At 27.4% G+C, this 25,779-nt stretch carries 18 protein-coding genes; 15 read left to right on the top strand and 3 right to left on the bottom strand.

Going from position 1 to position 25,779, the window contains the following annotated elements; genetic code table 11:
- The first annotated feature begins 106 nt into the window (after positions 1 to 106).
- From NJU99_RS03545 to NJU99_RS03580, 7 genes are read left to right on the top strand one after another with little or no spacing between them, the layout of a single operon-like run.
- Complete coding sequence (locus tag NJU99_RS03545; RefSeq protein ID WP_254577354.1) at positions 107 to 709, top strand: ATP-binding cassette domain-containing protein; 603 nt, start codon at positions 107 to 109, stop codon at positions 707 to 709.
- Entirely contained in the window at positions 696 to 1,631 is a 936-nt protein-coding gene (gene hemH / locus NJU99_RS03550) for a ferrochelatase (RefSeq protein WP_254577355.1), read from the top strand. Before NJU99_RS03545 ends, hemH begins: the two co-directional genes overlap by 14 nt.
- Before the next feature lie 8 nt (positions 1,632 to 1,639).
- Positions 1,640 to 2,194: an AmmeMemoRadiSam system protein A gene (amrA, locus tag NJU99_RS03555; RefSeq protein WP_254577356.1), complete on the top strand. Its 555-nt coding sequence runs from the start codon at positions 1,640 to 1,642 to the stop codon at positions 2,192 to 2,194.
- Positions 2,194 to 3,975 carry an AmmeMemoRadiSam system radical SAM enzyme gene (gene amrS / locus NJU99_RS14950; protein ID WP_346731817.1) on the top strand — a complete coding sequence of 594 codons (1,782 nt, stop codon included), beginning with the start codon at positions 2,194 to 2,196 and terminating at the stop codon, positions 3,973 to 3,975. Before amrA ends, amrS begins: the two co-directional genes overlap by 1 nt.
- Positions 3,976 to 4,719, top strand: a complete 744-nt coding sequence (locus NJU99_RS03570) for an ElyC/SanA/YdcF family protein (RefSeq protein WP_254577357.1) — start codon at positions 3,976 to 3,978, stop codon at positions 4,717 to 4,719.
- 50 nt (positions 4,720 to 4,769) lie between these two features.
- Positions 4,770 to 5,513 (top strand): metal ABC transporter ATP-binding protein, encoded by a 744-nt coding sequence (locus NJU99_RS03575; RefSeq protein ID WP_254577358.1) that lies wholly within the window; start codon positions 4,770 to 4,772, stop codon positions 5,511 to 5,513.
- An 8-nt stretch (positions 5,514 to 5,521) separates the two neighbouring features.
- Positions 5,522 to 6,316, top strand: coding sequence for a metal ABC transporter permease (locus NJU99_RS03580; protein WP_254577359.1), 795 nt, complete (start codon positions 5,522 to 5,524; stop codon positions 6,314 to 6,316).
- A 25-nt stretch (positions 6,317 to 6,341) separates the two neighbouring features.
- Here NJU99_RS03580 and NJU99_RS03585 read toward each other — a convergent pair whose 3' ends face one another.
- The gene (locus tag NJU99_RS03585) at positions 6,342 to 9,164 is read right to left on the bottom strand and encodes a diguanylate cyclase (RefSeq protein WP_254577360.1); all 2,823 of its coding nucleotides are present in this window, start codon (positions 9,162 to 9,164) and stop codon (positions 6,342 to 6,344) included.
- 190 nt (positions 9,165 to 9,354) lie between these two features.
- Between NJU99_RS03585 and NJU99_RS03590 the strand changes: the two genes are divergently transcribed.
- From NJU99_RS03590 to NJU99_RS03625, 8 genes are all read left to right on the top strand, one after another.
- Positions 9,355 to 10,179: a CvfB family protein gene (locus NJU99_RS03590; protein WP_254577361.1), complete on the top strand. Its 825-nt coding sequence runs from the start codon at positions 9,355 to 9,357 to the stop codon at positions 10,177 to 10,179.
- A gap of 89 nt (positions 10,180 to 10,268) precedes the next feature.
- Complete coding sequence (prx-suh, locus tag NJU99_RS03595; protein ID WP_254577362.1) at positions 10,269 to 10,775, top strand: thiol peroxidase Prx-SUH; 507 nt, start codon at positions 10,269 to 10,271, stop codon at positions 10,773 to 10,775.
- 82 nt (positions 10,776 to 10,857) lie between these two features.
- A complete protein-coding gene (gene msrP, locus NJU99_RS03600) occupies positions 10,858 to 11,817 on the top strand; it encodes a protein-methionine-sulfoxide reductase catalytic subunit MsrP (protein WP_254577363.1) in 960 nt (319 codons plus the stop codon).
- Entirely contained in the window at positions 11,814 to 12,377 is a 564-nt protein-coding gene (locus NJU99_RS03605; protein ID WP_254577364.1) for a protein-methionine-sulfoxide reductase heme-binding subunit MsrQ, read from the top strand. Before msrP ends, NJU99_RS03605 begins: the two co-directional genes overlap by 4 nt.
- A gap of 271 nt (positions 12,378 to 12,648) precedes the next feature.
- Positions 12,649 to 14,718: an ATP-dependent helicase gene (locus tag NJU99_RS03610; protein ID WP_254577365.1), complete on the top strand. Its 2,070-nt coding sequence runs from the start codon at positions 12,649 to 12,651 to the stop codon at positions 14,716 to 14,718.
- Between the two features lie 68 nt (positions 14,719 to 14,786).
- A complete protein-coding gene (locus tag NJU99_RS03615) occupies positions 14,787 to 17,405 on the top strand; it encodes a valine--tRNA ligase (RefSeq protein ID WP_254577366.1) in 2,619 nt (872 codons plus the stop codon).
- Positions 17,406 to 17,431: 26 nt separating this feature from the next.
- Positions 17,432 to 18,196, top strand: a complete 765-nt coding sequence (locus NJU99_RS03620; RefSeq protein WP_254577367.1) for a hypothetical protein — start codon at positions 17,432 to 17,434, stop codon at positions 18,194 to 18,196.
- A 64-nt stretch (positions 18,197 to 18,260) separates the two neighbouring features.
- A complete protein-coding gene (locus NJU99_RS03625; RefSeq protein WP_254577368.1) occupies positions 18,261 to 20,366 on the top strand; it encodes an ATP-binding protein in 2,106 nt (701 codons plus the stop codon).
- On the opposite strand, the gene NJU99_RS03630 is transcribed toward NJU99_RS03625, so the two are convergent.
- Together NJU99_RS03630 and NJU99_RS03635 are read right to left on the bottom strand one after the other, a co-directional pair.
- Positions 20,363 to 23,455, bottom strand: coding sequence for an efflux RND transporter permease subunit (locus NJU99_RS03630; RefSeq protein ID WP_254577369.1), 3,093 nt, complete (start codon positions 23,453 to 23,455; stop codon positions 20,363 to 20,365). The genes NJU99_RS03625 and NJU99_RS03630 overlap by 4 nt on opposite strands.
- Before the next feature lie 94 nt (positions 23,456 to 23,549).
- Entirely contained in the window at positions 23,550 to 25,775 is a 2,226-nt protein-coding gene (locus NJU99_RS03635; RefSeq protein ID WP_254577370.1) for a bifunctional diguanylate cyclase/phosphodiesterase, read from the bottom strand.
- Positions 25,776 to 25,779 lie beyond the last annotated feature (4 nt).

Genomic DNA, 25,779 nt, shown 5'->3' on the forward strand with positions numbered 1-25,779 from the left:
GTTACCTATAATTGTGTACAAATTGTGAAGATTTCATAAGCTTGATTTTGCAAAGCTAAAGGCACTTTTTTATATAGTATGTTCTTAAATTACAAAGAGGTTTTTTATGGAAGAAGATATAGTTTTACAAATTGATAATTTAAGCTTCTCTTATAAAAAAGAAACACCCATTTATGAAAATTTTTCAATGACTTTAAAAAAGGGTGAACTTTTTACAATTTTTGGTAAAAGTGGTAGTGGAAAGACTACACTTTTTGAATTAATAATAGGTAGTTTAAAACCTCAAAGTGGAACTATAGAAAAGCAGAGTTTAAGTCTTATTTTTCAAGATCCTTATAACTCTTTTCATCCAACTTTTAATATAATTGAACAAATAAAAGATGTAATTAATTATGACTTTTATGAAAATATGAATAACTATTTAAAAGAACTGAGCTTGGATGAGAGTTTACTTTATAAAAAACCTTATGAGTTAAGTGGTGGGCAACTTCAAAGATGTTCTATTTTAAGAGCACTTTTAATGAAGCCTAAACTTCTTTTAGTTGATGAACCAACATCAGCTTTAGATAATATCATCGCATATGATGTAATGAAACTTTTAATAAAATATTTAGACTCATGTGCAATACTTTTAATTACGCATGATATTGATTTAGCTACTTGGTGTAGCGATAAAATTATAAGATTGGATAAAGATGGAAAACAATAAAAAAGCCTTAGTTCTACTTAATATGGGTGGAGCAAGAAGAAAAGATGAATTGAAACTTTTTTTAACAAATATGTTTAACGACAAAAATATCATAGCAGCCCCAAAACTAATAAGAAAAATGATTGCATTTTTTATTACAACTTCAAGACTTAATAGTGCATGGAAAAACTATGAAGAAATAGGTGGTTTCTCACCACTAAACCCACTAACTGAAAAATTAGTTGATAAAGTAAATGAAAATATAAAAGAGTATAAAACATATCAAGTTATGAGATATACTCCTCCTTTTGCAAAAGATGTAATCGAAGATATGAAAAAAGATGGAATAGAAGAAGTTGTTTTACTTCCTTTATATCCTCAATTTTCAACAACTACTACAAAATCATCTTTAGAAGACTTTAAAGCTTATGCAAAAGACTCTTTTAAGATAAAAACAAAAGGAACATTTTATAAAAATGAAGCTTTTAATAAATGTATTATTGAAGAGATAAAAGAAAAAACAAACTCTCAAGCAGGTGAGTTTAATCTTATTTTCTCTGCTCATGGTTTACCTCAAAAGATTGTAGATAAGGGTGATCCTTATGAAAAACAAATGAACAAGCATGTGAAGATTTTATCAAAAATGCTTGAAGAGGAAGGTCAAAACTTTAAATCAATAAACCTAGCTTATCAATCAAAAGTAGGTCCTATGAAGTGGCTTGATCCTTCACTTGATGATATGCTTGAAAACTTTAAAGATGAAAATGTGATTATTTACCCAATTGCTTTTACAGTTGATAATTCAGAAACTGATTTTGAACTTGATATTGAGTATAGAGAAATAGCAGAAGAAATTGGTGTAAAAGAGTTTAGAGTTTGTAAGTGTGTAAATGATAGTGATATGTTTATTGAAGCTATTAAGGATATGATAAAATTCAAATAGGAAAACAAATGGAAATTAGTGTAGAACAAGTTCTGCTTGAAGTTGCTAGAAATACAATTTTAAGTGAGTTTGATAGTAGTTTTGAAATTAATAAAAAAAAATTAATAGAAAAATATCCTATTTTAAATGAACAAAGGGCTTGTTTTGTCACTTTAAACCTACATGGAAAACTAAGAGGTTGTATTGGTTCATTAGTAGCTCATCGAAGTTTACTTGATGATGTGATTTCTAATGCTTACAATGCAGCTTTTAGTGATTTAAGATTCAATAGATTAACAGCTTTGGAGTTTAAAAATATAGATATTGAAATATCTGTTTTAACTCCTGCTGTGAAACTTGAATATGAGAATACACAAGATTTAAAAGAAAAAATCAAAATAAATGAGCATGGAGTTATTTTAGAACTTGAAGGAAAAAGAGCAACTTTTTTACCTCAAGTTTGGGAACAGCTTTCAAGTTTTGAAGAGTTTTTTACTCACCTATCAAAAAAAGCAGGATTCTCTCAAAACTGCTTAGAACATAAACCTAGTATTTATACATACACTGCAATAAAGATAAAGTAATGAATTTTTATGAAAAGCAAAATGACAGACTAGTTTGTCAACTATGCTCTTATTATTGTAAATTAAAAGAAAATCAAACAGGTATTTGCGGAGTAAATAAAAATATAGGTGATAAAATAGAGTGTCTAGTTTATGGATATCCTGCTGCTATGAATATAGATCCAATTGAAAAAAAGCCTTTATATCATGTTCTGCCTCAGTCAAAATCCTTTTCAATAGGTACTGTTGGGTGTAATTTTAGATGTTCATTTTGTCAAAATCATGGTATTTCTCAAGAACATAATATAAATAAAGCTACTTATTATAGTCCTAAAGACATAGTAAAAATGGCAAAACATTATAAGTGTGATACTATTTCTTATACATATAATGAACCAACGATTTTTTATCCTTATGCAAAAGATTGTGCTATTGAAGCCAAAAAACATGAAATAAAAAATGTATATGTCTCAAACGGTTTTGAAAGTAGTGAAGTAATTGATGATATGAAAGGTATTATCGATGCTGTAAATATTGATTTAAAATCTTTTTCTGAAAGCTATTATAAAAAGAGTTTAGGTGGAAGTTTAAAGCAAGTATTAGAAAATTTAAAGCATTTTAAGAAAAATGGTATTTGGGTGGAAGTAACTACACTTATAGTTCCCACAAAAAATGATTCAAAAGAAGAATTAGAAAAAATTGCTAGCTTTATAAAAGAAGAACTTGATGAGTTTACACCTTGGCATGTTTCAGCATTTCATCCTGATTATAAAGAAATGGATTTACCAAACACTTCTTTTGAGTCTTTAAAATTAGCAAATGATATAGCAAAAGAAGTTGGACTTAAATACGCTTATATTGGAAATATAGGCTTTGATAATCACACTTATTGCCCAAATTGTAATGAAAGTATTTTGAAAAGAAATAGATTTCAAGTTCTAGAAAATAAGCTTAGAAATGGCAAGTGTCCTAAGTGTAATTATGAAATACAAGGAGTTTTTCCTAAAATGAAAACAATAAGGAAAACAGGTTTTATGGGAAGTTTCTATCCTGAAAAAAAAGAAGAAATTTTAAGATATATAAATGAGTTTAATAAAAACTTTCAAGTAAATGGAACTTTTAAAACAAAAGCTATGATAGTTCCCCATGCTGGATATGTATATAGTGGTTTTACTGCTAATATTGCATATAATATATGTAAAGATAAAAAGCCTAAAAGAGTAATCGTAATAGGTCCTACTCATAATGTTTACTATGAAAAAGCAAGTGTTGCTTTATATGATGAGTATGAAACACCTTTTGGAAATATAGAAATTGATAAAGAGTATTCAAAAAGTTTAATAGATAAGTATAAGGTTTTAGATTTTAATGAAGAATTACACCTAGAACACTCTACTGAAACTCAAGCTCCTTTTATAAAGCACTATTTTCCAGACTCTTCGATAATTGAAATAATTTATGGAAAAATAGACTATCAAGAATTATCCAAAGTAATAGATGAGTTTTTAGAGGATGAAGATAATCTTATTTTAATTTCTACTGATTTAAGTCATTTTCATAATAAGCAAACAGCAAATAAACTAGACAATATTTGTTTAAATGCAATTGCAAAAAAGGATATGAGTCTATTTGATAAAGGCTGTGAAGCTTGTGGAAAAATAGGTGTAAAAGCTGTGATTGATTCTGCAATTAAAAAAGATTTAGATACAAAAGTTTTACACTATTGTACTTCTTATGATAGAACAAAAGATGCTTCAAGAGTAGTTGGTTATACTTCTGCTTTAATAGGAGAGCAAGAATAGATGTTTTTTCTTAAAAAATTTATAGCAGCTTTTTTACTTCCCATGCCTATTGCTCTTTTTATGTTTGCTTTAGGAGTATATTTTTTATTTAAGAATTCATATACAAAAGCAAAGATTGTACTTTTTTTTACTATTTCTTGGTTAGCATTACTTTCTTTTCAGCCAATATCAAATGCAATTTTACAGCCCTTGGAAGATTCTCACAAAGCTTTGATTCAAACTCCTGATGTAAAATATGTACTTGTATTGGGAAATGGTCATGCAAGTAATGAGAACTTAAGTATTACTTCTCAGGTAAATATGATAGCTCAAAATAGACTTAATGAGGGAATTAAGCATTTTAATAAACTAAAAGATGCAAAATTAATAGTATCAGGTTATGGTGGTTATGATAAAAATCCCCATGCTTTTATGCAGCAACTTTTAGCAAATGCACTTGGTATTAAAAGTGAATATATCTTAAGACTTGATACTCCAAGGGATACAAAAGAAGAAGCTATTAAGGCAAAAGAGATTATAAAAGATGAAAAGTTTATATTAGTTACTTCTGCTTCACATATGAAAAGAGCTATGTTGCTTTTTAAGAAGCAAGGATTAAATCCAATAGCAGCTCCTACAAATCATTTAGTTCATGAAGAAAAAGGTTTTGCTTCGTATTTTTCAAGTAGAAATTTATATAAAGTAGAAGTGGCATTTCATGAATATATAGGATTATTGTATTCAAAGATTATGGGATATATTTAAAATTAAAAAAAAATTGATATAATTGCGACGAAGTTGCAAGAAGGTGAAAATTGAAAATATTAGAAATAAAAGATTTATCATTTGAATATACAAAAAATATAAAAGTATTAGAAAATATAAATTTAGAAATAAACAGTGAGGATTTCTTAGCAATCATTGGACCAAATGGTGGTGGAAAATCAACACTTTTAAAACTTATTTTAGGGCTTTTAAAATCGAAAGATGGCTCAATTATAAAAACTTTAAAAAATGAACAAATAGGCTATGTTCCTCAAAATACAAATTTAAATACAGACTTTCCAATAACTGCTTTAGAAGTAGTTTTAATGGGACATATCACAGCAAAAAAAAGAATCTTTGGTTATGCAAAAGAGGATATCTCTTGTGCTAAGTATTCATTAGAGCAAGTAGGAATGAAAGGTTTTGAAAACAGAAAAATTGGTGATTTAAGTGGCGGACAAAGACAAAGGGTATTTATAGCACGTGCACTTTGTTCTAATCCAAAAGTTATATTACTTGATGAACCAACTGCAAGCATAGATGTAAAAGGTCAAAATGAAATTTATGAATTATTAAAACAATTAAACAAAGATATTTGTATAGTTGTTGTAAGTCATGATATTTCAGTACTTTTAAACTATGCAAAAAAAGTTGCCCATGTGAATAAGAACTTAGTTTATCATTCATTAGAGAATATTCAAGAAAATATAAAAACAACAGACGAACACTTATGTGAAGTTGAACTTTTATCAGCTTTAGGTAAAACTCAAGTTTGTTGTGACCATAAGCATTAAGGAATGAGATGTTAGAAGCTTTACAATATGATTTTATTCAAAATGCTTTAATAGCTGGAATTTTAATCTCAATTTCAGCAGGAATTATAGGTTCACTAGTAGTTGTAAATAGACTTACCTTTTTAACAGGTGGAATAGCTCATAGTTCATATGGTGGAATTGGGCTTGCTATTTATCTAGGAATTCCAGTTTTATTTGGAGCAACTGTTTTTGCAATAATTACAGCTGTAGTTATTGCTATGCTTACACTTAAAAATAGAAATAGAGCAGATTCAATTATCGGTTTGATGTGGGCATTTGGTATGGCTGTTGGTATTATATTTATTGATATAACACCTGGTTATAATGTGGATTTAATGTCTTATTTATTTGGTTCTATTATTGCTGTATCTAATGGGGATGTTTTATATATGACTATTTTAGACATATTTATTATCTCTATAGTTATGATTTTTTATAAGCAGATATTAGCTGTATCTTATGATAGTGAATTTGCTTCATTAAGAGGAATTAATACTAAGTTTTTTTATACACTTATTTTAATTCTTGCCTCACTTTGTGTGGTTGCAGCTATAAAAGCTGTAGGTTTAATTTTAGTAATTGCATTACTTACAATACCTACATATTTAGCTGAAAGTTTTGCTTCAAGACTTTCAACGATGATGATATTAAGCTCAGCTTTAGCAACTCTATTTACAATAATAGGACTTGCTATTTCATACTATTATGATATTAGTTCAGGTGCAAGTATTATTATCTCAGCAGTTGTTATTTTAACTGTTGTTAAACTACTTAGAAGATAAGACAGACTATATTTTATAGTTTGTCTTAACTTATTACAACTTTATTTCTTCCTGCATTTTTTGCTTTATACACGTTTTCATCGGCTCTTTTTATTGTATTTTCTATCTCTTCATTTTCATTATAAATTGTAGCACCAATAGAACAGGTTTTCTCTCCAACTTTTTCAAATCTTTGTTTTTGTATTGAAGCCCTTAAATGTTCTAAAGCATTTTCTAAATCATCTTTTGAGTCTACTTTAAGAAGTAAAATAAACTCTTCTCCACCCCATCTAATAAGAATATCATCTTTTCTAGAATACTTATGTATAGTTTTTACAAACTTAATAAGTACATCATCACCTACATCATGTCCAAAAGTGTCATTTACAATTTTAAAATGATCAATATCAAGTAAAGCAAGTGCAAATTTAGAATTGTCTTTATTATATTTGTTAATTATATTTTGGTAGTTTTGATCAAAAAACTCTCTATTGTAAGCATTTGTAAGTTTATCATGAATTACTTTGTTTTCAAGTACTATGCTATCAATAACAGTGTGTGAAATATCAGTAAAACTAACAATCAAAGTATCTTCATCAAAGTCATTTACTGTAATTGAAAAGGCTTTTGGATTAAAATCTTTTCCTACCATTGAAATAACTCTTTTATTATCAGGTATATCTTTTAGTGTTTCTATCCAGCTTTTATTTTTTGGAACTTTTCCTAAATGAAAGAATCTATCATTTTCTATAAAGTACTCTGAAATACATTTATGTATTTCTTTAAATTGTTCTAGACTCTTACAGTTAACAAACTCTAAAAACTGTTTATTTGCAAAAGTTATAGTTTTTTTATGTATTAAAAAAACAATATTATCCTGTGTGTCTACAAATTTTTCCAAGTTTTTATGAGACTTTTCAAGCTTCTCTTGTGCTTTTTTCTCTTTTGTAATATCTCTTAATGAGGCATAAAGATACTTAGTTTTATTTAAGTATATAAATTTTACATAAACTTGAACATCAATATTTGTTCCATCTTTTTTTCTATATATTGTTTCAATAAATTCATTTTTCTTAATGATATTATTTATTTGCTCTTCACTTAAAGAAACAGCATTTATTTCCCAATCTTTTTTACTTAAAGTTAAAGCTTCCTCTTTTGAATATCCTAAAAACTTTGCAAAAGAATCTGAACACATTACTAGCTTTCCATTTTTATCTAGTATATGTACTCCATCTGTGGCATTGTATAATAAGGACTCAAACTTGATTTTTTCATTTTTGATAATATAGCTTTTAAAAGTATGTAAAATTCCTAAAAGAACTAAAATAGCTATTATGAAAAGAAGTTCTTTGTTGTAACTATTTTTAATCTCATACTCTTTTATCTCATATTTTTTAATTATAGAATTAATAGTTTCTTTACCAATTTTATTTAAACTTTTATTTAAAATCTCTGTTAAAATTGGATCAAAATTATTGTTAACCCCAATTGTAGCTTTTACTATAATATTTGGAATTGAACCATTTATCTTAAACTTATCAAAACCATAATCTTTTATAATATACTCTACAGTAAGACTGTTTTCAATAAAATGAGCTTTTGTATTCTCTTCAATATTAGACATTATTTTAGAAAGATTTGATTCAAGTATAAGATTTAATTTTGGATGTTGCTTTTTTAATGCAAGATAATAATTCTTATCTCTTATAAAAAAAATATCAGTTTTCATATCTTCAATATTTTTTACAAACACAGATTTTATGCTACTTAAAATCTTAAAAGAGTTTTTATAAATTGTTTGTGTTGAATACATATTATCAAAATTGTGTAAATCTTTTTTTATAAAAGTTACTAAATCACATTGATTAGTTTTTATTTTATCTTGAAAATCTTTTTGTGATGAGATGGATAAAATATCAAATTTAATATTATTGCTTGAACTTATCTTATTTAATATATCTGCTGAAATCCCTAATAGTTTTTTATTTGTTTCTAAAGAGATAGGATAATAGTTATATTTACTACACACGCTAAAGGTATTTTGTTTTTCTAAAAACTTCTTTTCCTTATAAGATAATTTAGTGATATTTTTAGGAATGTATTTATGTTCATGAAGCATATGCCATTTATGAAAAAGTTTTTCTTTTTCTTTTGGGTGCACACCTTGTATAGCTTTGTCTAAAATAGAAGAAAGGATATTATTTTGTTTATTAGTTGCTATAAAAACTTTATTGATTAATTCTGTATCAAGTAAGGCATTAATTGAGAAGTTTTCATCTAAAAGTATTTTTTCTGCAATATATGTAAGTACTGAATAATCTTCTGTTATTGCATCAACTTTATCATTTATCATAGCTTCTATTAATTTGTATATACTAGTATATCTTACAACTTTTATATTTGGATATTTATCTTTCAGTACACTATTAATATAATAACCTTCCATAGTACCTACAGTTTTGTTTTTAAGCTCTTTAAAGTTTGAATAGTTTTTTTTACTTAAAATTGCTGTTTTAATAGTAAAAATTGAATTTTTATTAAAGTTGAATCTTTTTTCTCTTTCTTTTGATTTAATCATATTTGAAACAATATCAATTTCATTGTTTTCTAAAGCATCTAAATGTTCATTCCAAGTTTTGTTTTTTATAAACTCAAACTTTACTGGAAGTTGTTTTTCAAGTAGCTTCATATAATCATTTACAAAACCCATTTCTTTATTATTTTCTGTAAAATTGTATGGTTCCCAATCCATCTCAGTATGAAGTTTTAGAGTTTTTTTATTTAAAAGATACTCTTTTTCTTCTTCTGTAAGATTAAAAGAATAGAGTACATTGACCAATAATAGTAGTATGATTGTAATTTTCATAGTAAATCTTTCATGAGTTTAATTATCTGAAATTTAAATATTAGATATATTTAAACTAGGGTTTTATTAAAATTATTTTAACAGTTTATTCATTAAAGTATCATATAACTAAAAATATAACATTTAAAAATTAAGATAGTTTAAAAATTTAGATATAATACTTTAAAATTTAAAGAACGGAATTACCAAAATGAATGAAAAAATAGAAGTTGGAAAAACTAATACTCTAAGAGTTAATAGAGTTACAGAATTTGGGCTATTTTTAATAGCTAAAAATGATGAGGAAGTATTACTTCCAAACGCTTATATAGACAAATCAATGGAAGTTGATACTTTTGTAGATGTATTTATATACACAGATAGCGAAGATAGAATAGTTGCTACTACACTTAAGCCTTATGTATATTTAAATGAATTTGCCTCACTTGAAGTAGTTGATACTGCTAGATTCGGAGCATTTGTTGATATTGGTTTATCAAAAGATATATTAGTTCCTAAAAATAAGCAAAGAAGTTCATACACAGTAGGTGGCTACAAAGTACTTCAACTTGAACTTGATGAAAGAACAAATAGACTTATTGCAAATGAGAAGTTTACATTAGAAAAAAATGAAGAGAAATTTGAACAAAATGATGAGGTAGATATTTTACTTTATTCAAAAACACCTTTAGGTTTTAAAGTTATTGTAAACAATAAAACAGAAGGAATGATTTTTCATAATGAAATCTTTGAAAATATAAAAGTAGGGGATAGAAAAAAAGCTTATATTAAAAATGTAAGAACTGATGGAAAGTTAGATATATCTTTACAAAAGATTGGTAAAAAAATATCTGATGATAAAGTAATAGAACTACTTAAAGAGAATGGTGGTTTTATGAAATATACATATAAAAGTGATGCCGAAGATATAAAAGATACTTTTGGTTTAAGTAAAAAAGCTTTTAAAGCAACACTTACAAAACTTATAAATGATAGTAAAATAACACTAGAAGATGAGGGAATTAGACTCAAATAGTAACATTTGTAAATTGACACCCCTTAATTAAGACAAAATTTATCCTGTTTTATTATAATGGTGGCAATTAATTAAAACAAAGGACAAATATGGCAACGACTAAATTAAAAGGTAATGTTGTAAACTTAACTGGAAATGAAGTAAATGTTGGTGATAAAGCACCAGTTGTAAATGTAGTAGCAAAAGACTTATCAAATGTACAAGTTGGTGGAGAGTCTGGAAAAACTCAAATTGTAGTTGTAGTTCCATCATTAGACACTCCTGTATGTGCTGCTGAAACTAGAAAATTCAACGAAGAAGCTGCAAGTATTGAAAATGCAGAAGTAGTTGTAGTTTCTATGGACTTACCATTTGCAATGGGAAGATTTTGTACAACTGAAGGAATTGAAAATGTAACTGTTGGTTCTGACTTCAGAGCTAAAGAGTTCGCTAATGCTTATGGTGTATTAATTGCTGATGGTGCTTTAGCAGGTGTTACTTGTAGAGCTGTATTTATCATCAATGCTGCAGGTGAAGTAACTTTCAAAGAGATTTGTCCAGAAATTACAGAAGAACCAAACTACGCAGAGATTTTAGAAGCTGCAAAAAACGCTTAATAATCAAAACTTATTAGTTTACTAAACATATCCTTTACACTAAAAGATTAAACTTCTTTTATAAAATGTGTAAAGGATATTTATGAAAATAATCAAAAAGCCATCTTGGCAACTAAATGAAAATGAAGTAACTCCCAAAGAATTATTTGACAAAAGAAGAAACTTTTTAAAACTTGGTGCTGCAAGTTTAGTAGCTAGTGGAGCTATTTTAGAGACTTTAGCAAAAGATAACATTCCTATAAAAAATTTAGATTTTATAAAAGATAAAAATTTAAATAACTTAAAATTAAATACCTATGAACAAATCACTACATATAATAACTTTTATGAATTCACTACATCTAAAACAAGAGTAAAAGATTTAGCTAGAACTTTTGATACTTCAAACTGGACTATTGATATTGATGGTTTAGTTGAAAAAGAGATGACATTAGATTTAGATGATTTAATGAAAACTATGAGTTTAGAAGAGAGAATCTATAGATTTAGATGTGTAGAAGGGTGGTCTATGGTTGTACCTTGGATTGGCTTTACTTTAAAAGATTTAATCAAAAAAGTAAAACCTTTATCAAAAGCTAAATATGTAAGATTTGAAACATTACTTGATGAAGAGCAGTTCCCTGACCAAGCAAGAGGAATTTTTGCAACTATTAAATATCCATATGTAGAAGGTCTTAGAATGGATGAAGCTATGAATGACTTAACACTTATGGCTGTGGGTTTATATGGTTCAAAAATGCCAAATCAAAATGGAGCTCCTATAAGACTTATTGTTCCGTGGAAATATGGATTTAAATCAATAAAATCAATTGTTAGAATTTCTTTTGTAGAAGAACAACCTGTTAATTCTTGGCAAGAACAAAATTCAAGAGAGTATGGTTTTTATGCAAATGTAAACCCAAATGTAGATCATCCAAGATGGTCTCAAAAAAGAGAAAGAGTACTTGGTAAATTTTTCAAACAAGACACTTTGATGTTTAATGGTTATGAAAAAGAAGTAGCACATCTTTATAAAGGGATGGATTTAAGAAAGTTTATATGATGAAAAGATTAGCAATTCACATAACACTATTTTTACCTCTTATATTTTTATTAGTTCAATTATTTATAATTGAAGTAAATGATCCAGTAAAATATATATATACAATAAGTGGAATAGTTTCAACAGTAATATTATTTTTTTCTATTACTATTTCACTTATTAAAAAAAGAGTAAATCTTCTAAAATACAGAAGAGCCATAGGTCTATGGGGATTTTTTTATGCCTTAGTGCATATGATAAATTTTGTAGTTTTTGATGCTCAGTTTGACATATATTTTATACTTGAAGAGACTTTTGATAAGCCTTTTATTTATCTAGGAATGATTGCATTTTTTATTTTACTATTTATGGCAGCTACTTCAACAAGAAAGCTTTTCAGAAAATATAGTAAATATCACGCAAGTGTTTATTTAGCTTTACTTTTAATAACTATTCATTTTGTTATGGCTCAAAAAACTATTGATATTGATATGTTTTGTTATATTGCTGTGATTTTGGTTATTGGATATTATAAACTATTGCAAATAATAGTGAAAAATAGTAAGGTTTATACAAGTTAACTTTTGGTTAATCATTTATTATAAATCAGTTAATGATGAGAGGTTATAATTTTCCTATAGATAAGTTGACGCAGCGACTTATTTATGTAAGTATTTTTAAGATAAGATTTCTTAAATATAAATAATTTTTTTTATGTTTCCTTGTGTTAAAAAGAGGTGTCAGAAATGGCACCTCTTTTTTTTGTCTAATTTTTTGTTATTCAATAAGTCTTAATGAATTTATGCTAATATTCCCAAATGACAAATCCTACTGAAAAAAATATATAAACCTATGCCATTATCAAATCTAAATGAAGAACAACTAGAAGCAGCCACTTGTAATAGGGGATTTAACCTTATTATTGCTAGTGCAGGAACTGGAAAAACATCTACAATTGTTGGAAGAATTGCAAACCTTATAAATAATGGTGTTCAACCAAAAGAGATACTTTTATTAACTTTTACAAATAAAGCCGCAGCAGAAATGGTACAGCGTGTAGCTAAATTTTTTGGAAAAGATGTAGCTAAACAAATTATGGCTGGAACTTTTCATTCTGTTTCTTATAAACTATTAAAAGAGCTAAATAAAAACATAACTTTAAAACAACCAAATGAATTAAAAACATTGTTTAAATCTCTTTATGAAAAAAGAGTTTTTTATGAAAGAGAAGAGGGTATAAATCCATATGATGGTGGTTATCTTTATGATATGTACTCACTTTATCTTAATTCAAATGAGGGTGAAGGTTTTGGAGAATGGGTAAAAAATAAAAACCCAGATCATGAACTTTATGTGATGATATATGAAGATGTAGTTTTAGAGTTTAATGAACTTAAAAAGAAATATGGTTATGCAAACTTTGATGATTTACTTACAATTATGTTAGAAACTTTAGAAGAAGAAGAGTTTGAATTTAAAGAAATTTTAGTAGATGAATATCAAGATACAAACCCTTTACAAGGTAGACTTCTAGATGGATTTAGACCTAAATCACTTTTTTGTGTAGGGGATTATGATCAAAGTATTTATGCTTTTAATGGCTCTGATATTGGTATTATTTCAACTTTTTCAAGTAGATATAAAGATGCAAAAGTTTATACACTTAGAAAAAATTATAGGTCTTCAAAACCAATACTTGATTTAGCCACAAAAGTAATAGAACATAATGAAAGAATTTATGAAAAAAACCTTGAAGTTATGAGAACTCAAACAAACCATAAACCAAGGCTTCTAGCTTTTAATGAATTGTTTTCTCAGTATCATTATATTTCAGAGTTGATTTCACAAAGTGAAACACCTCATAATGAAATAGCCATAATTTTTAGAAACAATTCTAGTGCTGATGGTATTGAAGCTAACTTAAGAGAGTTTTCTATTCCTGCTAAAAGAAAAGGTGGAATGTCTTTTTTTGATTCTGTTGAGATAAAATTTATTCTTGATATGCTTGTGATGCAACTTTCACACAATGATATGATGGCCTTTATTCACGTACTTGAACATGGTAAGGGAATTGGAAAAGCTATTGCTAAAGATGTTTTTGATGCTTTGATAAAATTAGGTCATGGAGATATGTTTAAAGGTTTATTCTCACCTGACCAAGATATAAGAAATCCATATGAGTCAAATAAAGTTAAAAATATACAATTAGGTTTATTTGATGATTTTATTGAGTTAGGTTCAGTTTCTAAATTTAAAGACTGTGGTTTTGAAGAGGCATTTTTAGGGAATCCTATTTTAAAGCATCCAAAGCTCTCGGTTGATGGAGCTAAATATATTTATGACTTTTATCTTTTATTAAAACATTTAAGAAGAAGTAGAAATCCTGAAACTTTAGTAAGCAATATATCTTCATCTATGATGTACTCAAAAATCAAAGAGATATTAGCAACTAAAAGAGCCACACAAAAAGATGGAACAGTAAATGTAGTGCAAAAAACCAAAGGTTTAGCAAAAATAAACAGAAAAATCATGCTTCTAAAAAATCTATCTAGAAATTTCAATGATTTATCAAAATTTGTAAACTCAATGATTCTAGGTGGAAGTGAAATGAGTGAGGGAGATGGGGTAAATCTTTTATCTGTTCATGCTTCAAAAGGTTTAGAGTTTAAAGAAGTTTATGTAATTGACCTGATGGATGGAAGATTTCCAAATAGAAAGTTGATGAGTAAGGGCGGAAGTATAGAAGAAGAGCGAAGACTTTTTTATGTTGCAGTTACAAGAGCTAAGGATGTACTTTATTTATCCTTTGCAAAATATGACAAAATAAAAAAACTAACTTTTGTGGCTAGTTTGTTTTTAAAGGAAGCAGGCTTAGTAAAAGGTGATGAGGATGAAAAAATAGCAGGAGACCCTCAAATATAATATAAGGATTATTTAGCTATAATCGCGTATATTTTAAAGAAAACATAACATTATAAATAGGAAGTTTTATGAGTAACAAATACGAACCATCAAAAGTTGAAGATAACTATTATAAGATTTGTGAAGATAGAGGTTACTTCGAAATCGATGGAAACAAAGATATACAAGAAGAGGGTAAAAACTTTTCAATTATGATGCCACCACCAAATGTAACAGGTTCACTACATATTGGTCATGCACTTACATTTACACTACAAGATATTATTACTAGATATAAAAGAATGGACGGGTTTAAAACTTTATGGCAACCTGGAACAGACCATGCTGGTATTGCTACTCAAAATGTTGTTGAAAAACAACTTTTAGCTGAAGGTACTACAAAAGAAGAACTTGGAAGAGAAAAGTTCTTAGAGAGAGCTTGGCTTCAAAAAGAAACTTCTGGTGGAAATATTGTTCATCAGATGAGAAAACTTGGAGTTACTCCTGCTTGGAAAAGAGAGAGATTTACAATGGATGAGGGTCTTAAAGAGGCTGTTAAAGATGCATTTGTATCTCTTTATAATGATGGACATATCACTCAAAATAACTACATGGTAAACTGGTGTACGCACGATGGTGCATTATCTGATATTGAAGTTGAACATGAAGAAGTAAATGGTAAGTTCTACCATATGATTTATAAGTTTGCTGATGGTAGTGGTGAACTTCAAGTAGCAACAACTAGACCTGAAACATACTTTGGGGATACAGCTATCATGGTTCACCCTGATGATGAAAGATATACAGACATTATTGGAAAAGAAGTAGTTCTACCTTTAACTGATAGAAAAATCAAAGTTATTACAGACTCTCATGTTGATATGGAGTTTGGAACAGGTGTTGTAAAAGTAACTCCAGCTCATGATCAAAATGACTACGAAGTGGGGAAAAGACATAACTTAGAATTTATCAAGTGTTTTGATGAAGCTGGTATTTTAAATGACTACTGTGGAGAGTTCCAAGGTTTAGAGAGACTTGAAGCAAGACCAGTTATTGTAAAAGCTTTAGAAAATGCAGGATATATTGTAAAAATAGAAGATCATAAACATCAAGTAGGTCACTGCTATAGATGTAAAAATATTGTTGAGCCGTTTATTTCTCAACAATGGTTTTTAAGTGAAAAAGTTGCAAAGTCTTCAATTGAGAAAACAAAAGCACATAACAACTTCCACCCTCAACACTGGATTAATTCTTATACTGCATGGATGGATGAGTTAAGACCTTGGTGTATTTCAAGACAATTATGGTGGGGACATAGAATTCCTGTATTTACTTGTAACTCATGTAACCATCAATGGGCTGACACAGCAGATGAACCAGAAGCTTGTCCTAAGTGTGGTGAAAAACACTATACTCAAGATCCTGATGTATTAGATACTTGGTTCTCTTCTGCACTTTGGGCTATGTCACCTCTTGGTTGGGGAAATAATGGGAAATTACCAGAGTTATATGATTTAGAGCAAGATATGAAAGACTTCTATCCAAACTCTTTACTTATTACAGGTTTTGATATTATGTTCTTCTGGGTTGCTAGAATGATGATGATGGGTGATCACTTCCAAGGAGAGCTACCATTTAAAGATATTTATATGCATGCACTTGTAAGAGATGAGCATGGAGCTAAAATGTCTAAATCAAAAGGAAATGTAATTGATCCTCTTGATATGGTTGAAGAACATTCAGCTGATATTATTAGATTTACATTAGCATACTTAGCAATTCAAGGAAGAGATATTAAGCTTGGAGCTAAAAACTTAGAGCAGTTTAGAAACTTTACAAATAAACTTTATAATGCAGCTAATTTCTTAACATTAAATGTTGATACATTTGCTGATTTAAAAGATATTGAGATTAAAACTGCACTTGGTAAATATATGCAATCAAGACTTTCTCATGCTGTTGAAGATGTAAGAGAGGCATTAGAAGCATTTAAATTTAATGAAGCAGCTTCAATTCTATATAAATTTGTATGGACTGAGTTCTGTGATTGGGGTATTGAATACTCTAAGGCTTCAAAAGAATCAATTTCTGAACTAGGAGCTATTTTCAAAGAGACTTTAAAATTAGTTTCTCCATTTATGCCATTTATTTCAGATTACTTATATCACAAATTATCAGGAACTTCATTAGAAGATGGAGCAGAATCTTTAATGGTTACTTCATTCCCTAAAGAGATTACACAAGATAAAGAAACAGAAGATATGTTTGCAATCATTGAAGAGGCTATTACAGCATTAAGAAGAGCAAAAGTAGTTATTGATATGGGTAACTCAAAAATTGCAAAAGCTTATATTAAATTAGATAAGCAAATAGACGCTGCTTTAGCAAAACCATTTATTGAAAAACTAGCAAAAGTTGAAGATATTGAGTTTGTAGATGCAAAAGTTGAAAACTCTATCACAGATGTATCTGATAATTTAGAGGTATATTTACCCACAAGTGAAATTGATATGAGTCCAATTATTGATAAATTAACTAAGCAAAAAGAGAAAACTCAAAAAGAATTTGATAAACTAAACGGAATGTTATCAAATGAAAGATTTGTTGCAAATGCTCCTGAAGCAGTTGTTGCAGAGAATAAAAAAGCATTAGAAGATGCAAAAACAAAACTAGAAAAAATTGAAAATGAATTAAAAGCTATTTCTTAATAGCTTTTAATAAAAAAGGCTTGAAAATGAGATTTAAAACAGGTATAAAAGTTTGTCTATTAACACTATTTATTTTTCTTTTTCAAGGCTGTTCTATAAATCAGTCTAGCCTTTCTAGTGCAGTTCAAACTAACTCAGCTTCATTAGTTGCAAGTTATAGAAACGAGATTTTAAAAGATTTAAAAGAGTATAAGAAAAAACTTGATTTACGAAATCCTTATGATTTCAATGAAAAACTTTCAAAGAGTATTTACTCTCAAATAGCTTCAAAACAAGACTATATAAATATCATTCAAGATGGATATAAATTAGAAACGGCAAATGAGTATTTATATTATGCTTTTACTCAAAATGATATAGAAAATAGAAATGATTTTTTAATTATTGGTATGTACAAGCTAATCTATAAAGCCTTTGGATTAGAAAATAAACATCAATTTATAGCAAGTCAATACAATAAAAAGTATATGCAAGAGCTTTACACTTATTTACAAGTAATAAGATGGAAAATAAGAGAAAATAAAGACTTCAAGGGACAATATCTTTTTAATACATGGCAAAATAACTGGCAATTAGAACTTATGAAAAAAAATGATAGTGACTTAAATACTATTAAAAATCTTGAATATATAAAGAATAAAAAAGAATCAATTTATAGTCATTCAAATTTTTCTTTTGAAACTTTAATGGAAAGAATACTTTTAAATGTAAAATATTCATTAAGACAAGTTGATGTTGAACCATATGAATTAAGTATATCAGCTATTAGAAGTTTTGCATTTATAATATAAACTTATAAAAATAGAAGTTCATTTATTATAAAATATAATAACTCCATATTATAGAAGTAATAAAATGAACTACAAAAAAGATACCTACCGCTTTATATCCATATTTACGAGCTTTTTGATTATTGCTGTATTTTTAGCAAGTTTATATATAGTAAAAAAAGAAAAAACTCTAACAACTGAAATCTATGATTCCTTAGTTGAAGATATCAAAAAAAGTACCCAAACTTTAATAGATAATAAAAAAAATGCTAACATGGCTATATCGATTCCTTTAGTTCGTGATGCTAGTATAATAAACGCAATTAAAACAAATAATTTTGATTCTTTAGATTTAGAAACCTTATCTTTACAATTAAGAGAAAACACAAACTATAAAAATTTGTGGATGCATATTTTTGATAAGAACGGAGAGTCTTTATATCGATCATGGCTTAAAAATCAGAAAGAATTTCCTCAAAGTTCTAAAAAAATAAATTCAAGTAATAAAGAAATAAAGAAATTTATAGAAGTATATGAATTTGGATTAGGTTTTAAAGCAATTGTACCTATAAAAGAAAATGGTGAAAATATTGCTTATTTAGAATCTATTACCAAGTTTAATTCCATTTCAAAAAGTATAAAATCCCATGGATTTGAAGCTATTGTAGTAGCTAATAAAAAATACAAGAATAAGATAAAGTATCCTTTTTCAAAAAAGTTTGTAGGTTCTTATTATGTTGCAAACTTAGATGCTTCTGCAAAGATATTAGATGATTTAAGTGAAAAAAAAATTGACAAGCTACTACAAATTGGAAATCACTCAATTTATAATGAATATTTATTTACAAAAGTAAAGGTTGAAAATGATTTAGCTTATATTTTACTTTTTAAAAAGCTTGATACTATTGATACAAAAACTATTAGTGATTTTAAAACTCAAGCTTTTATGTTGATACTTTTTTTAGTAGTGGTTCTTATTTTTATAATTGTTGTATATTCTTATAGCAATTATATGAAAAACATGAATAAGCTAAATAAAAATTTAATAAGAAGTGTAAGAAAAATAAAATCACAAAAAAATAAAACTCAACTTCTTTTAGATTCTCAACTAAATATTATTGTTATAACTGATGGTGAAGAGATAATAAACTCAAATCAACAGTTGCTCAACTTTTTTCCTCAGTTTAAAACACTAAAAGAGTTCAAAAATGAATATACTTGTGTTTGTACTAGGTTTGTTCCTTTTGAGAATGATGAATCATATATCTTAGAAAAAGATTATGATGGATTAAATTGGGCAGAGTATATTTTGGCAAACCCCCAAGGTTCATTTAAGGCTGCTATGTATAATAGTGAAGATGAACTTAGACATTTTAAACTAAATGTTTCCCAAAACAATGTGGATAGTTTTATAATTGTAACATTAACTGATATTACACATGAAATCAATTTACAAGAAGAATCAAAACAAAAAGATAAGCTAATTTTTCAACAAAATAAAATGGCTTCAATCGCGCAAATGCTTCACAATATTGCACATCAATGGAGACAGCCTCTAAATGTTATTACTACATCAGCAAGTTCTCTTCAATTTTACAAACAAATGGGAAAACTAGAAGATAATGACTTAGATGAATCATGTAGTCTTATTGTAAGTAAGGCAAAGTTTTTATCAAATACAATTGAAAACTTTAGAAACTTTTTTGAAATTGATGAGTCTTTACAAAGAAAAAGTATAAGTGAAGTAGTCTTTCAAACAATTGAATATATTGATAGTATCTTACTTGAAAATAAAATCATATTAGAGTTTGAAGTACAAAATGATTTACAAATAAATATTTACGAAAATGAGTTTAAACAGGCTTTGTTAAAAGTTTTAGAAAACAGCATTGATTCCCTAAAAAAACAAACAGTGGAAAAAAGAGTTATTTATATTTCAATTAAAGATAAAACTTTATGTATAAAAGATTCAGGTGAGGGTGTTGATGAAGAAATCTTAGAAAAGATATTTGAGCCTTATTTCACTACAAAACATAAAGCTCAAGGGGTTGGACTTGGTTTATATATGGTTCAAGAGATTCTTACAAAACAAATGAATTTTAAAATAAGTTTGAAAAACTGTGAATTTAAATACAAGGAAGAAACTCTAAAAGGTTTAGAGTTTAGCGTGGATTTAAAGCAAGACTCTTAAGCCTTGCTTTTTCTTAGTTTGTGAGTGATTGTATATAAAACTGGTAAATATATAAGATTTAAAATTGTTCCCCATAAAAGACCAAAGCCAAGTGATATGGCAATTGGTTGGAAGATAACTGCTTGACCTGTTGGGAAGAATATAAGTGAACTCATACCAATAAGTGTTGTTACAGTAGTTATTATAATTGGTCTAAATCTTTTTGTAGCTCTTTGGAATATCTCATTTAGAGTTTTTGCTTTTTTAAGATATGTCATCATAATAATACCATCATTAATAACAACTCCAGCAAGCCCTAAAGCTCCAATCATTGAAGGCATTGATAGATTTAATCCCATTATTTTATGACCTATTAAAACTCCTAAAATTGAGAAAGGAATAATACTCATAACTATAAAAGTTTCTCTAAATGAGTTAAATAAATAAAGCATTGAAAGCATTATTAAAACAAGTGCTAAAGCAGTTGCTAAGAGCATATCATTTTTAAGATTCTTTTTCTTTTCAGCTTCACCTTTTAGAATTATTCTAATACCATTTTCTTCTATTTTATCAAGTGTTGCTTGTATCTTTTCAAGTACTTCTGATGCTGTAATAATATCAGGGTCTACATTTGCATAAATATAGAAGTTCTTTTCCCCTTGGTCTTTAATAAGTTGTTCAAAGGCTCTTAAAGTGTTTATTTCTACAACTTCATATAAAAGTACATTTGTTCCATCATTTAAAGGAATTTGAGTATTTTTAAAGCTTTCAAAATCATCTTTATTTTGTGATTTGATTTTAATATCTAACATCTCTTTTTCATCAAAACTCACACCTTTTTTCTTTAATAAATAAAGATTTGAAAGGTATGAACCTACAAATGATTCAGTAAGTCCAAGTGATTCTCCATAGTTGTTTACTTTTAGTTTTATTTCATCAATACCAAATTTTAAAGAGTTAGATACAGATTTTATTCCTTCAAAACTTTTTATTTGATTATGTAACTCTTCAATTGTTTTTATGATTTTTTGATTATCATTTGAAACTAATCCTATTTTTATATCTGATTTTACAGGACCTACTTTTCTTTCTAATACTGAAATCTCTTCTAAATTATATTTTTCTTTAAACTTTTTCTTCTCAATAAATTTCTTTATTTTTGAAGCAATTTTTTTAGATTTTTCAGTTCTATCTCGACCTTCTTCATCATAATAAAAACTCAAATTTGGAGTTACATATTTATCTAAAATATTAGATGGTTTTAGCTTCTTAAGTTCAACAGTCATATACATAACATAAGGAAAATTTTCGCTATTTCCTCCTACATCTCGTCTAAAACCTGCAACAGAGTCAATACTTTTTATAGAAAACTCTTCTTCTTTTTTCATAAACTCTTGCTCAATTTCTTGAACTATTCTAAACGATTCTTCTAGTGTAGTATTTGCATTTGCTTTTAGTGTAAGTTTTACATCTGAGGCATCAAATTTAGGGAATAGTTGAAATTTAGAACTTGTAAATTCATAGAAAGTTAATAGGGGAACCATAATAATAAATATAGTTAAAAATGTCTTTTTCCAGTTCATAAAGAAGTGAATAATGGCATTGTAAACTTTATTTGCTTTTTCCCATGATGTAACTTTAGCACCGTTTTTTAAAGTATGCGCTGCATGAATAGGTAAAAATAAAAATGACTCAATTAGTGAAGCTACAACTAAAGCACTTAAGGCAATAGGAATTAGTTTCATCACCTCTCCCATAGTTCCACTAATCATTAAAATAGGTAAAAATGAGAAAAGAGTTGTAAGTGAAGCAATAGTTACAGGTTTTACCATCTCACTTGCACCCATAATAGCTGCTTGCTTAGGTGGATGGCCTTCTTCTATATGTTGTTGAATATTTTCACTTACAACAATAGCATCATCAACTACAATACCAATAGCTATTAAAACCCCAACAAGTGAAATCATATTTATTGTATATCCACTAAAATACATATAAATAGCAGCAATTACAAAGGATGTTGGAATACCAACAGCTATAATTATTGACATTCTAAAGTTAATCAAAATCATTACTAAAATAGTAATAAGTATAATTCCTAAAAGAATATTTGATACAACAATATTTAATCTATCAGCAATTCTTTCACTATTATCATCTGCTATAGTGATATTTATATCTGGGTTTTGCTTCTCTAAATTAGGAAGTAGTTTTTTGATTTGAGTTACTATTGTCAAGGCATCAGCGCTATCAGTTTGCTCAATTGCTAGAGATAAGGCATTTTTACCATTAAATGAATAAAGAGTAGAAGCGTCTTGATATTTTTTTGCAATAGTAGCAATATCTTTTATGTATATATTTTTATCATTTATTTTGATTAAGGTATTTGCAAAATCTATTGCATTTTTTGCACCATTATATGTGGAGATATAATAGTGTTTTTTAGGGTCTTCTATTTTTCCTACTGGAAAAATATATGAGATATTTGATATTGTATTAAAAATTTCATTTTTATTTAAACCTAAGGCTTCAATCTTTTTATCATTTAGAAGTACCTCAAAATACTTATCCGAATCCCCATAAATAGTAATATCATTTATGCCTTCAATACTTAAGATTTTACTTTTTAGATTATCAGCAAAGGGTTTTAACTCATCAGTATTGTATTTTGCTGAAGTTAAAGATATATCAACAACCGATCTACTTCTTTCTAGTACATTTACACTTGGTTCATCCATATCTGATGGTAGATTTGATTTTACAAGTGCTATTGTATCTTTTATTTTATTGGCTTCATTGTATCTGTCTTTTCCTTTTTTAAGCTCTAATACAATAGAAAATCGACCAGGAGATATGACTGTTGTCATATTATCAACACTATCAATATTTTTTAGATTATCTTCAATCTCAGCAACTGCCATTCTATCGAGAATATCAACAGAAGCACCAGTATATGAACCTCTAATTGAAATCATATCAAGTTCAAAGCTAGGGAAAATCTCTTTTGCCGTTTTGTTATAAGACCAAACTCCTATGGCAAAAACTAAAATAAAAAGTGTGTAGTTTACTCTTGAATTATTAACAAAAAATCTAAGTAATTTATCAAACATATATAACCTTCTTTTATAATAAAAAAGAAATTATATTACAGGTTTATTAATCTATTATTAACGTAAGTTTTTTAGTTAAAGCAAGTAGATTTTTTTATCTACTTGCTCCATATAAATTAAACTTTTTAACAGTTTGTAAGTCGTCATCTTCTTTTACATTCTCAGCAAATACTTTTATATTTAAAAGTGATGATAGTTCTGCAATTGCTTCCACAAAACTTTGTTTTGAAGGATCATTACAAATATTATTTGTATAGTCTCTAGCTAATCTAATATAGTCTAAATTAAAGTCTTTGATATTATCAAGAGCAATAAACTTAGTTTCAAATCTTTTGATAATTATTTTTGCATTACATTTATGTATTTCATCTGCAAAGAATTTAAACTTGTTTACATCTTTAGCTGCTGCATAAGCTGTAATTGAGAATACTAATTGACTTGCAATACTTTTATTTAATGCTAAAGTTTTATCTAGCCATGCAATAAATGCGGTATTGTTTATAGATTCTAAAGATAGATTAATAGATATTTCATGTTTTACATTATTGATTATGATATGACTAATTACTTTTTCAATAACTTTCATATCAAATTGCATAATTTTTTCATACCTTTCAGCAATAGATACAAAGGTACCTATTGGAATATCATTACTATCTTTATCTTTTGCACTTGTAAAGGCTTCTTGCATTAAGATAGTATTTTCATTTCCTTGCTCAAGTTTTCTTGCATCTGAGATATATTTTACATTAAATTTAGAGTTTTCAATAATGTCAAATACTAAATCTCTCCAAGACTCCATATCTCTTGATAAGTCATTTTTATCTCTAATATGAGCTTCATTTGAACCAATAATTGTAGCTTTCTCATAAGCTTCATTTGCTGCTTGAAGCATTTCAGGAGTTGTTCCTATTTGATTAAAAGGAGTTGCTCCCATATGAACTATATCTTTTTTATTGTATTCATTTGAAAGTTTTTCAAAATTTTCTTTTAGTTTTTTTGTAAATAAAACAGCATCTTCATATGTGAAGTTTTTACCAATCATTGCAAACTCTGAACCAAAAAACCTATAAGCTTTTGAAGTGCATTTTTTATTTTCTAGTTTAGTTGATTTTAAAATATTTGCAAATTTTTTAATAAAGTCATTTACTTCTTTGTTTGTATGAGATTTTGCAAAACTTGCTAAGTCAAATATCTTGATAATAAACACATATCCATCATCTTTGTGAATAAACATATTTTTCATATCTGTTTCAAAACTTTGTTTTAACTCTAAAGATGTGATTTCATCTTTTGAAAGTTTGTAAGTGATTGATTCAAGATTTTTATTTAGTTTATTGATAATTGCTTCTATTTTTGTAGACATATCATTCATAGCAATTGCTACATTTTTTATTTCAGTTGTCCAAGGAAGTTCTTTGATTGTATCAAATTTACCAACAGCTATATTATTTGCAAGTTTTTCAATTCTTTTTAGAGGTTTTAGTAAGTACTGAACAAACACAAATAAAATTATCATTGAGATTATAAAAGCAACAACTGCATAAAGAATAGCCCCTTTAAACTGCTCATACAATTTAGCATAAGCTTCACCTGCATTTGCACTTACATAAATCACAGCTGTAGTTTTCCACCCATCAGATATTTCACTATATTTTTCTTCAAGTTTAATAGTAACTAAGTCTATAAACCATTTTGGTACATAGTCAAACTTTTCTTTTCTAAGGGCTTGAGCAATAACTTTATTTATTGTAAGACTTGCGAAGGTATCAATAGTTTGACCCTCATCATTTTGTACTGTAAAATTAAAAGTGATATTACCACCGTTTTTATAATCATTTGCTGGAATAAAAGAGTATTTTTTTTCTTCAAGTGCAAAACCTAAGTCTTCATCTGTTTTACCATTTTCAAGTTCTGATAACTCTTGAGAGATTTCTAAATCTGATGAGTTTTCTTCAAGTACTCCAAACTCTTTATCAATATTAATAGTTTTTATTTTCCAATCTAAACTATCCAAATCAGAAGAAGCTTCAATCAAACTAGATTCACTTATTGTAAAGTGAGCATCCTCAAGTCTTATTTCTTTATAAAACCCTCTATTTGCAATAGCACTTATTATTGTTCTAATTTCCGCACTATTCTTGTCATGAATTAAAGGTTTTAAAGTCATACCTAGTGATGTAGCCGTATCTTGTGCTTTTGTGATAGACTCACTTTGTAAATAAGCTTTTGTGTTGTTTACACTTATTATAAAGTTACCAAAAAATATCATGAAAAAGATAAAGGCAATTATAATATACAACTGTTTTGATAAAGACATGTTT

The organism is Arcobacter roscoffensis (assembly GCF_024267655.1).
GTDB lineage: Bacteria > Campylobacterota > Campylobacteria > Campylobacterales > Arcobacteraceae > Arcobacter_B > Arcobacter_B roscoffensis.

Coding starts and splice junctions, on each gene's coding strand:
- NJU99_RS03545 (WP_254577354.1), top strand. CDS start 107: ATGGAAGAAGATATAGTTTTACAAATTGATAATTTAAGCTTCTCTTAT.
- hemH (WP_254577355.1), top strand. CDS start 696: ATGGAAAACAATAAAAAAGCCTTAGTTCTACTTAATATGGGTGGAGCA.
- amrA (WP_254577356.1), top strand. CDS start 1,640: ATGGAAATTAGTGTAGAACAAGTTCTGCTTGAAGTTGCTAGAAATACA.
- amrS (WP_346731817.1), top strand. CDS start 2,194: ATGAATTTTTATGAAAAGCAAAATGACAGACTAGTTTGTCAACTATGC.
- NJU99_RS03570 (WP_254577357.1), top strand. CDS start 3,976: ATGTTTTTTCTTAAAAAATTTATAGCAGCTTTTTTACTTCCCATGCCT.
- NJU99_RS03580 (WP_254577359.1), top strand. CDS start 5,522: ATGTTAGAAGCTTTACAATATGATTTTATTCAAAATGCTTTAATAGCT.
- NJU99_RS03585 (WP_254577360.1), bottom strand. CDS start 9,164: ATGAAAATTACAATCATACTACTATTATTGGTCAATGTACTCTATTCT.
- NJU99_RS03590 (WP_254577361.1), top strand. CDS start 9,355: ATGAATGAAAAAATAGAAGTTGGAAAAACTAATACTCTAAGAGTTAAT.
- prx-suh (WP_254577362.1), top strand. CDS start 10,269: ATGGCAACGACTAAATTAAAAGGTAATGTTGTAAACTTAACTGGAAAT.
- msrP (WP_254577363.1), top strand. CDS start 10,858: ATGAAAATAATCAAAAAGCCATCTTGGCAACTAAATGAAAATGAAGTA.
- NJU99_RS03605 (WP_254577364.1), top strand. CDS start 11,814: ATGATGAAAAGATTAGCAATTCACATAACACTATTTTTACCTCTTATA.
- NJU99_RS03610 (WP_254577365.1), top strand. CDS start 12,649: ATGCCATTATCAAATCTAAATGAAGAACAACTAGAAGCAGCCACTTGT.
- NJU99_RS03615 (WP_254577366.1), top strand. CDS start 14,787: ATGAGTAACAAATACGAACCATCAAAAGTTGAAGATAACTATTATAAG.
- NJU99_RS03620 (WP_254577367.1), top strand. CDS start 17,432: ATGAGATTTAAAACAGGTATAAAAGTTTGTCTATTAACACTATTTATT.
- NJU99_RS03625 (WP_254577368.1), top strand. CDS start 18,261: ATGAACTACAAAAAAGATACCTACCGCTTTATATCCATATTTACGAGC.
- NJU99_RS03630 (WP_254577369.1), bottom strand. CDS start 23,455: ATGTTTGATAAATTACTTAGATTTTTTGTTAATAATTCAAGAGTAAAC.
- NJU99_RS03635 (WP_254577370.1), bottom strand. CDS start 25,775: ATGTCTTTATCAAAACAGTTGTATATTATAATTGCCTTTATCTTTTTC.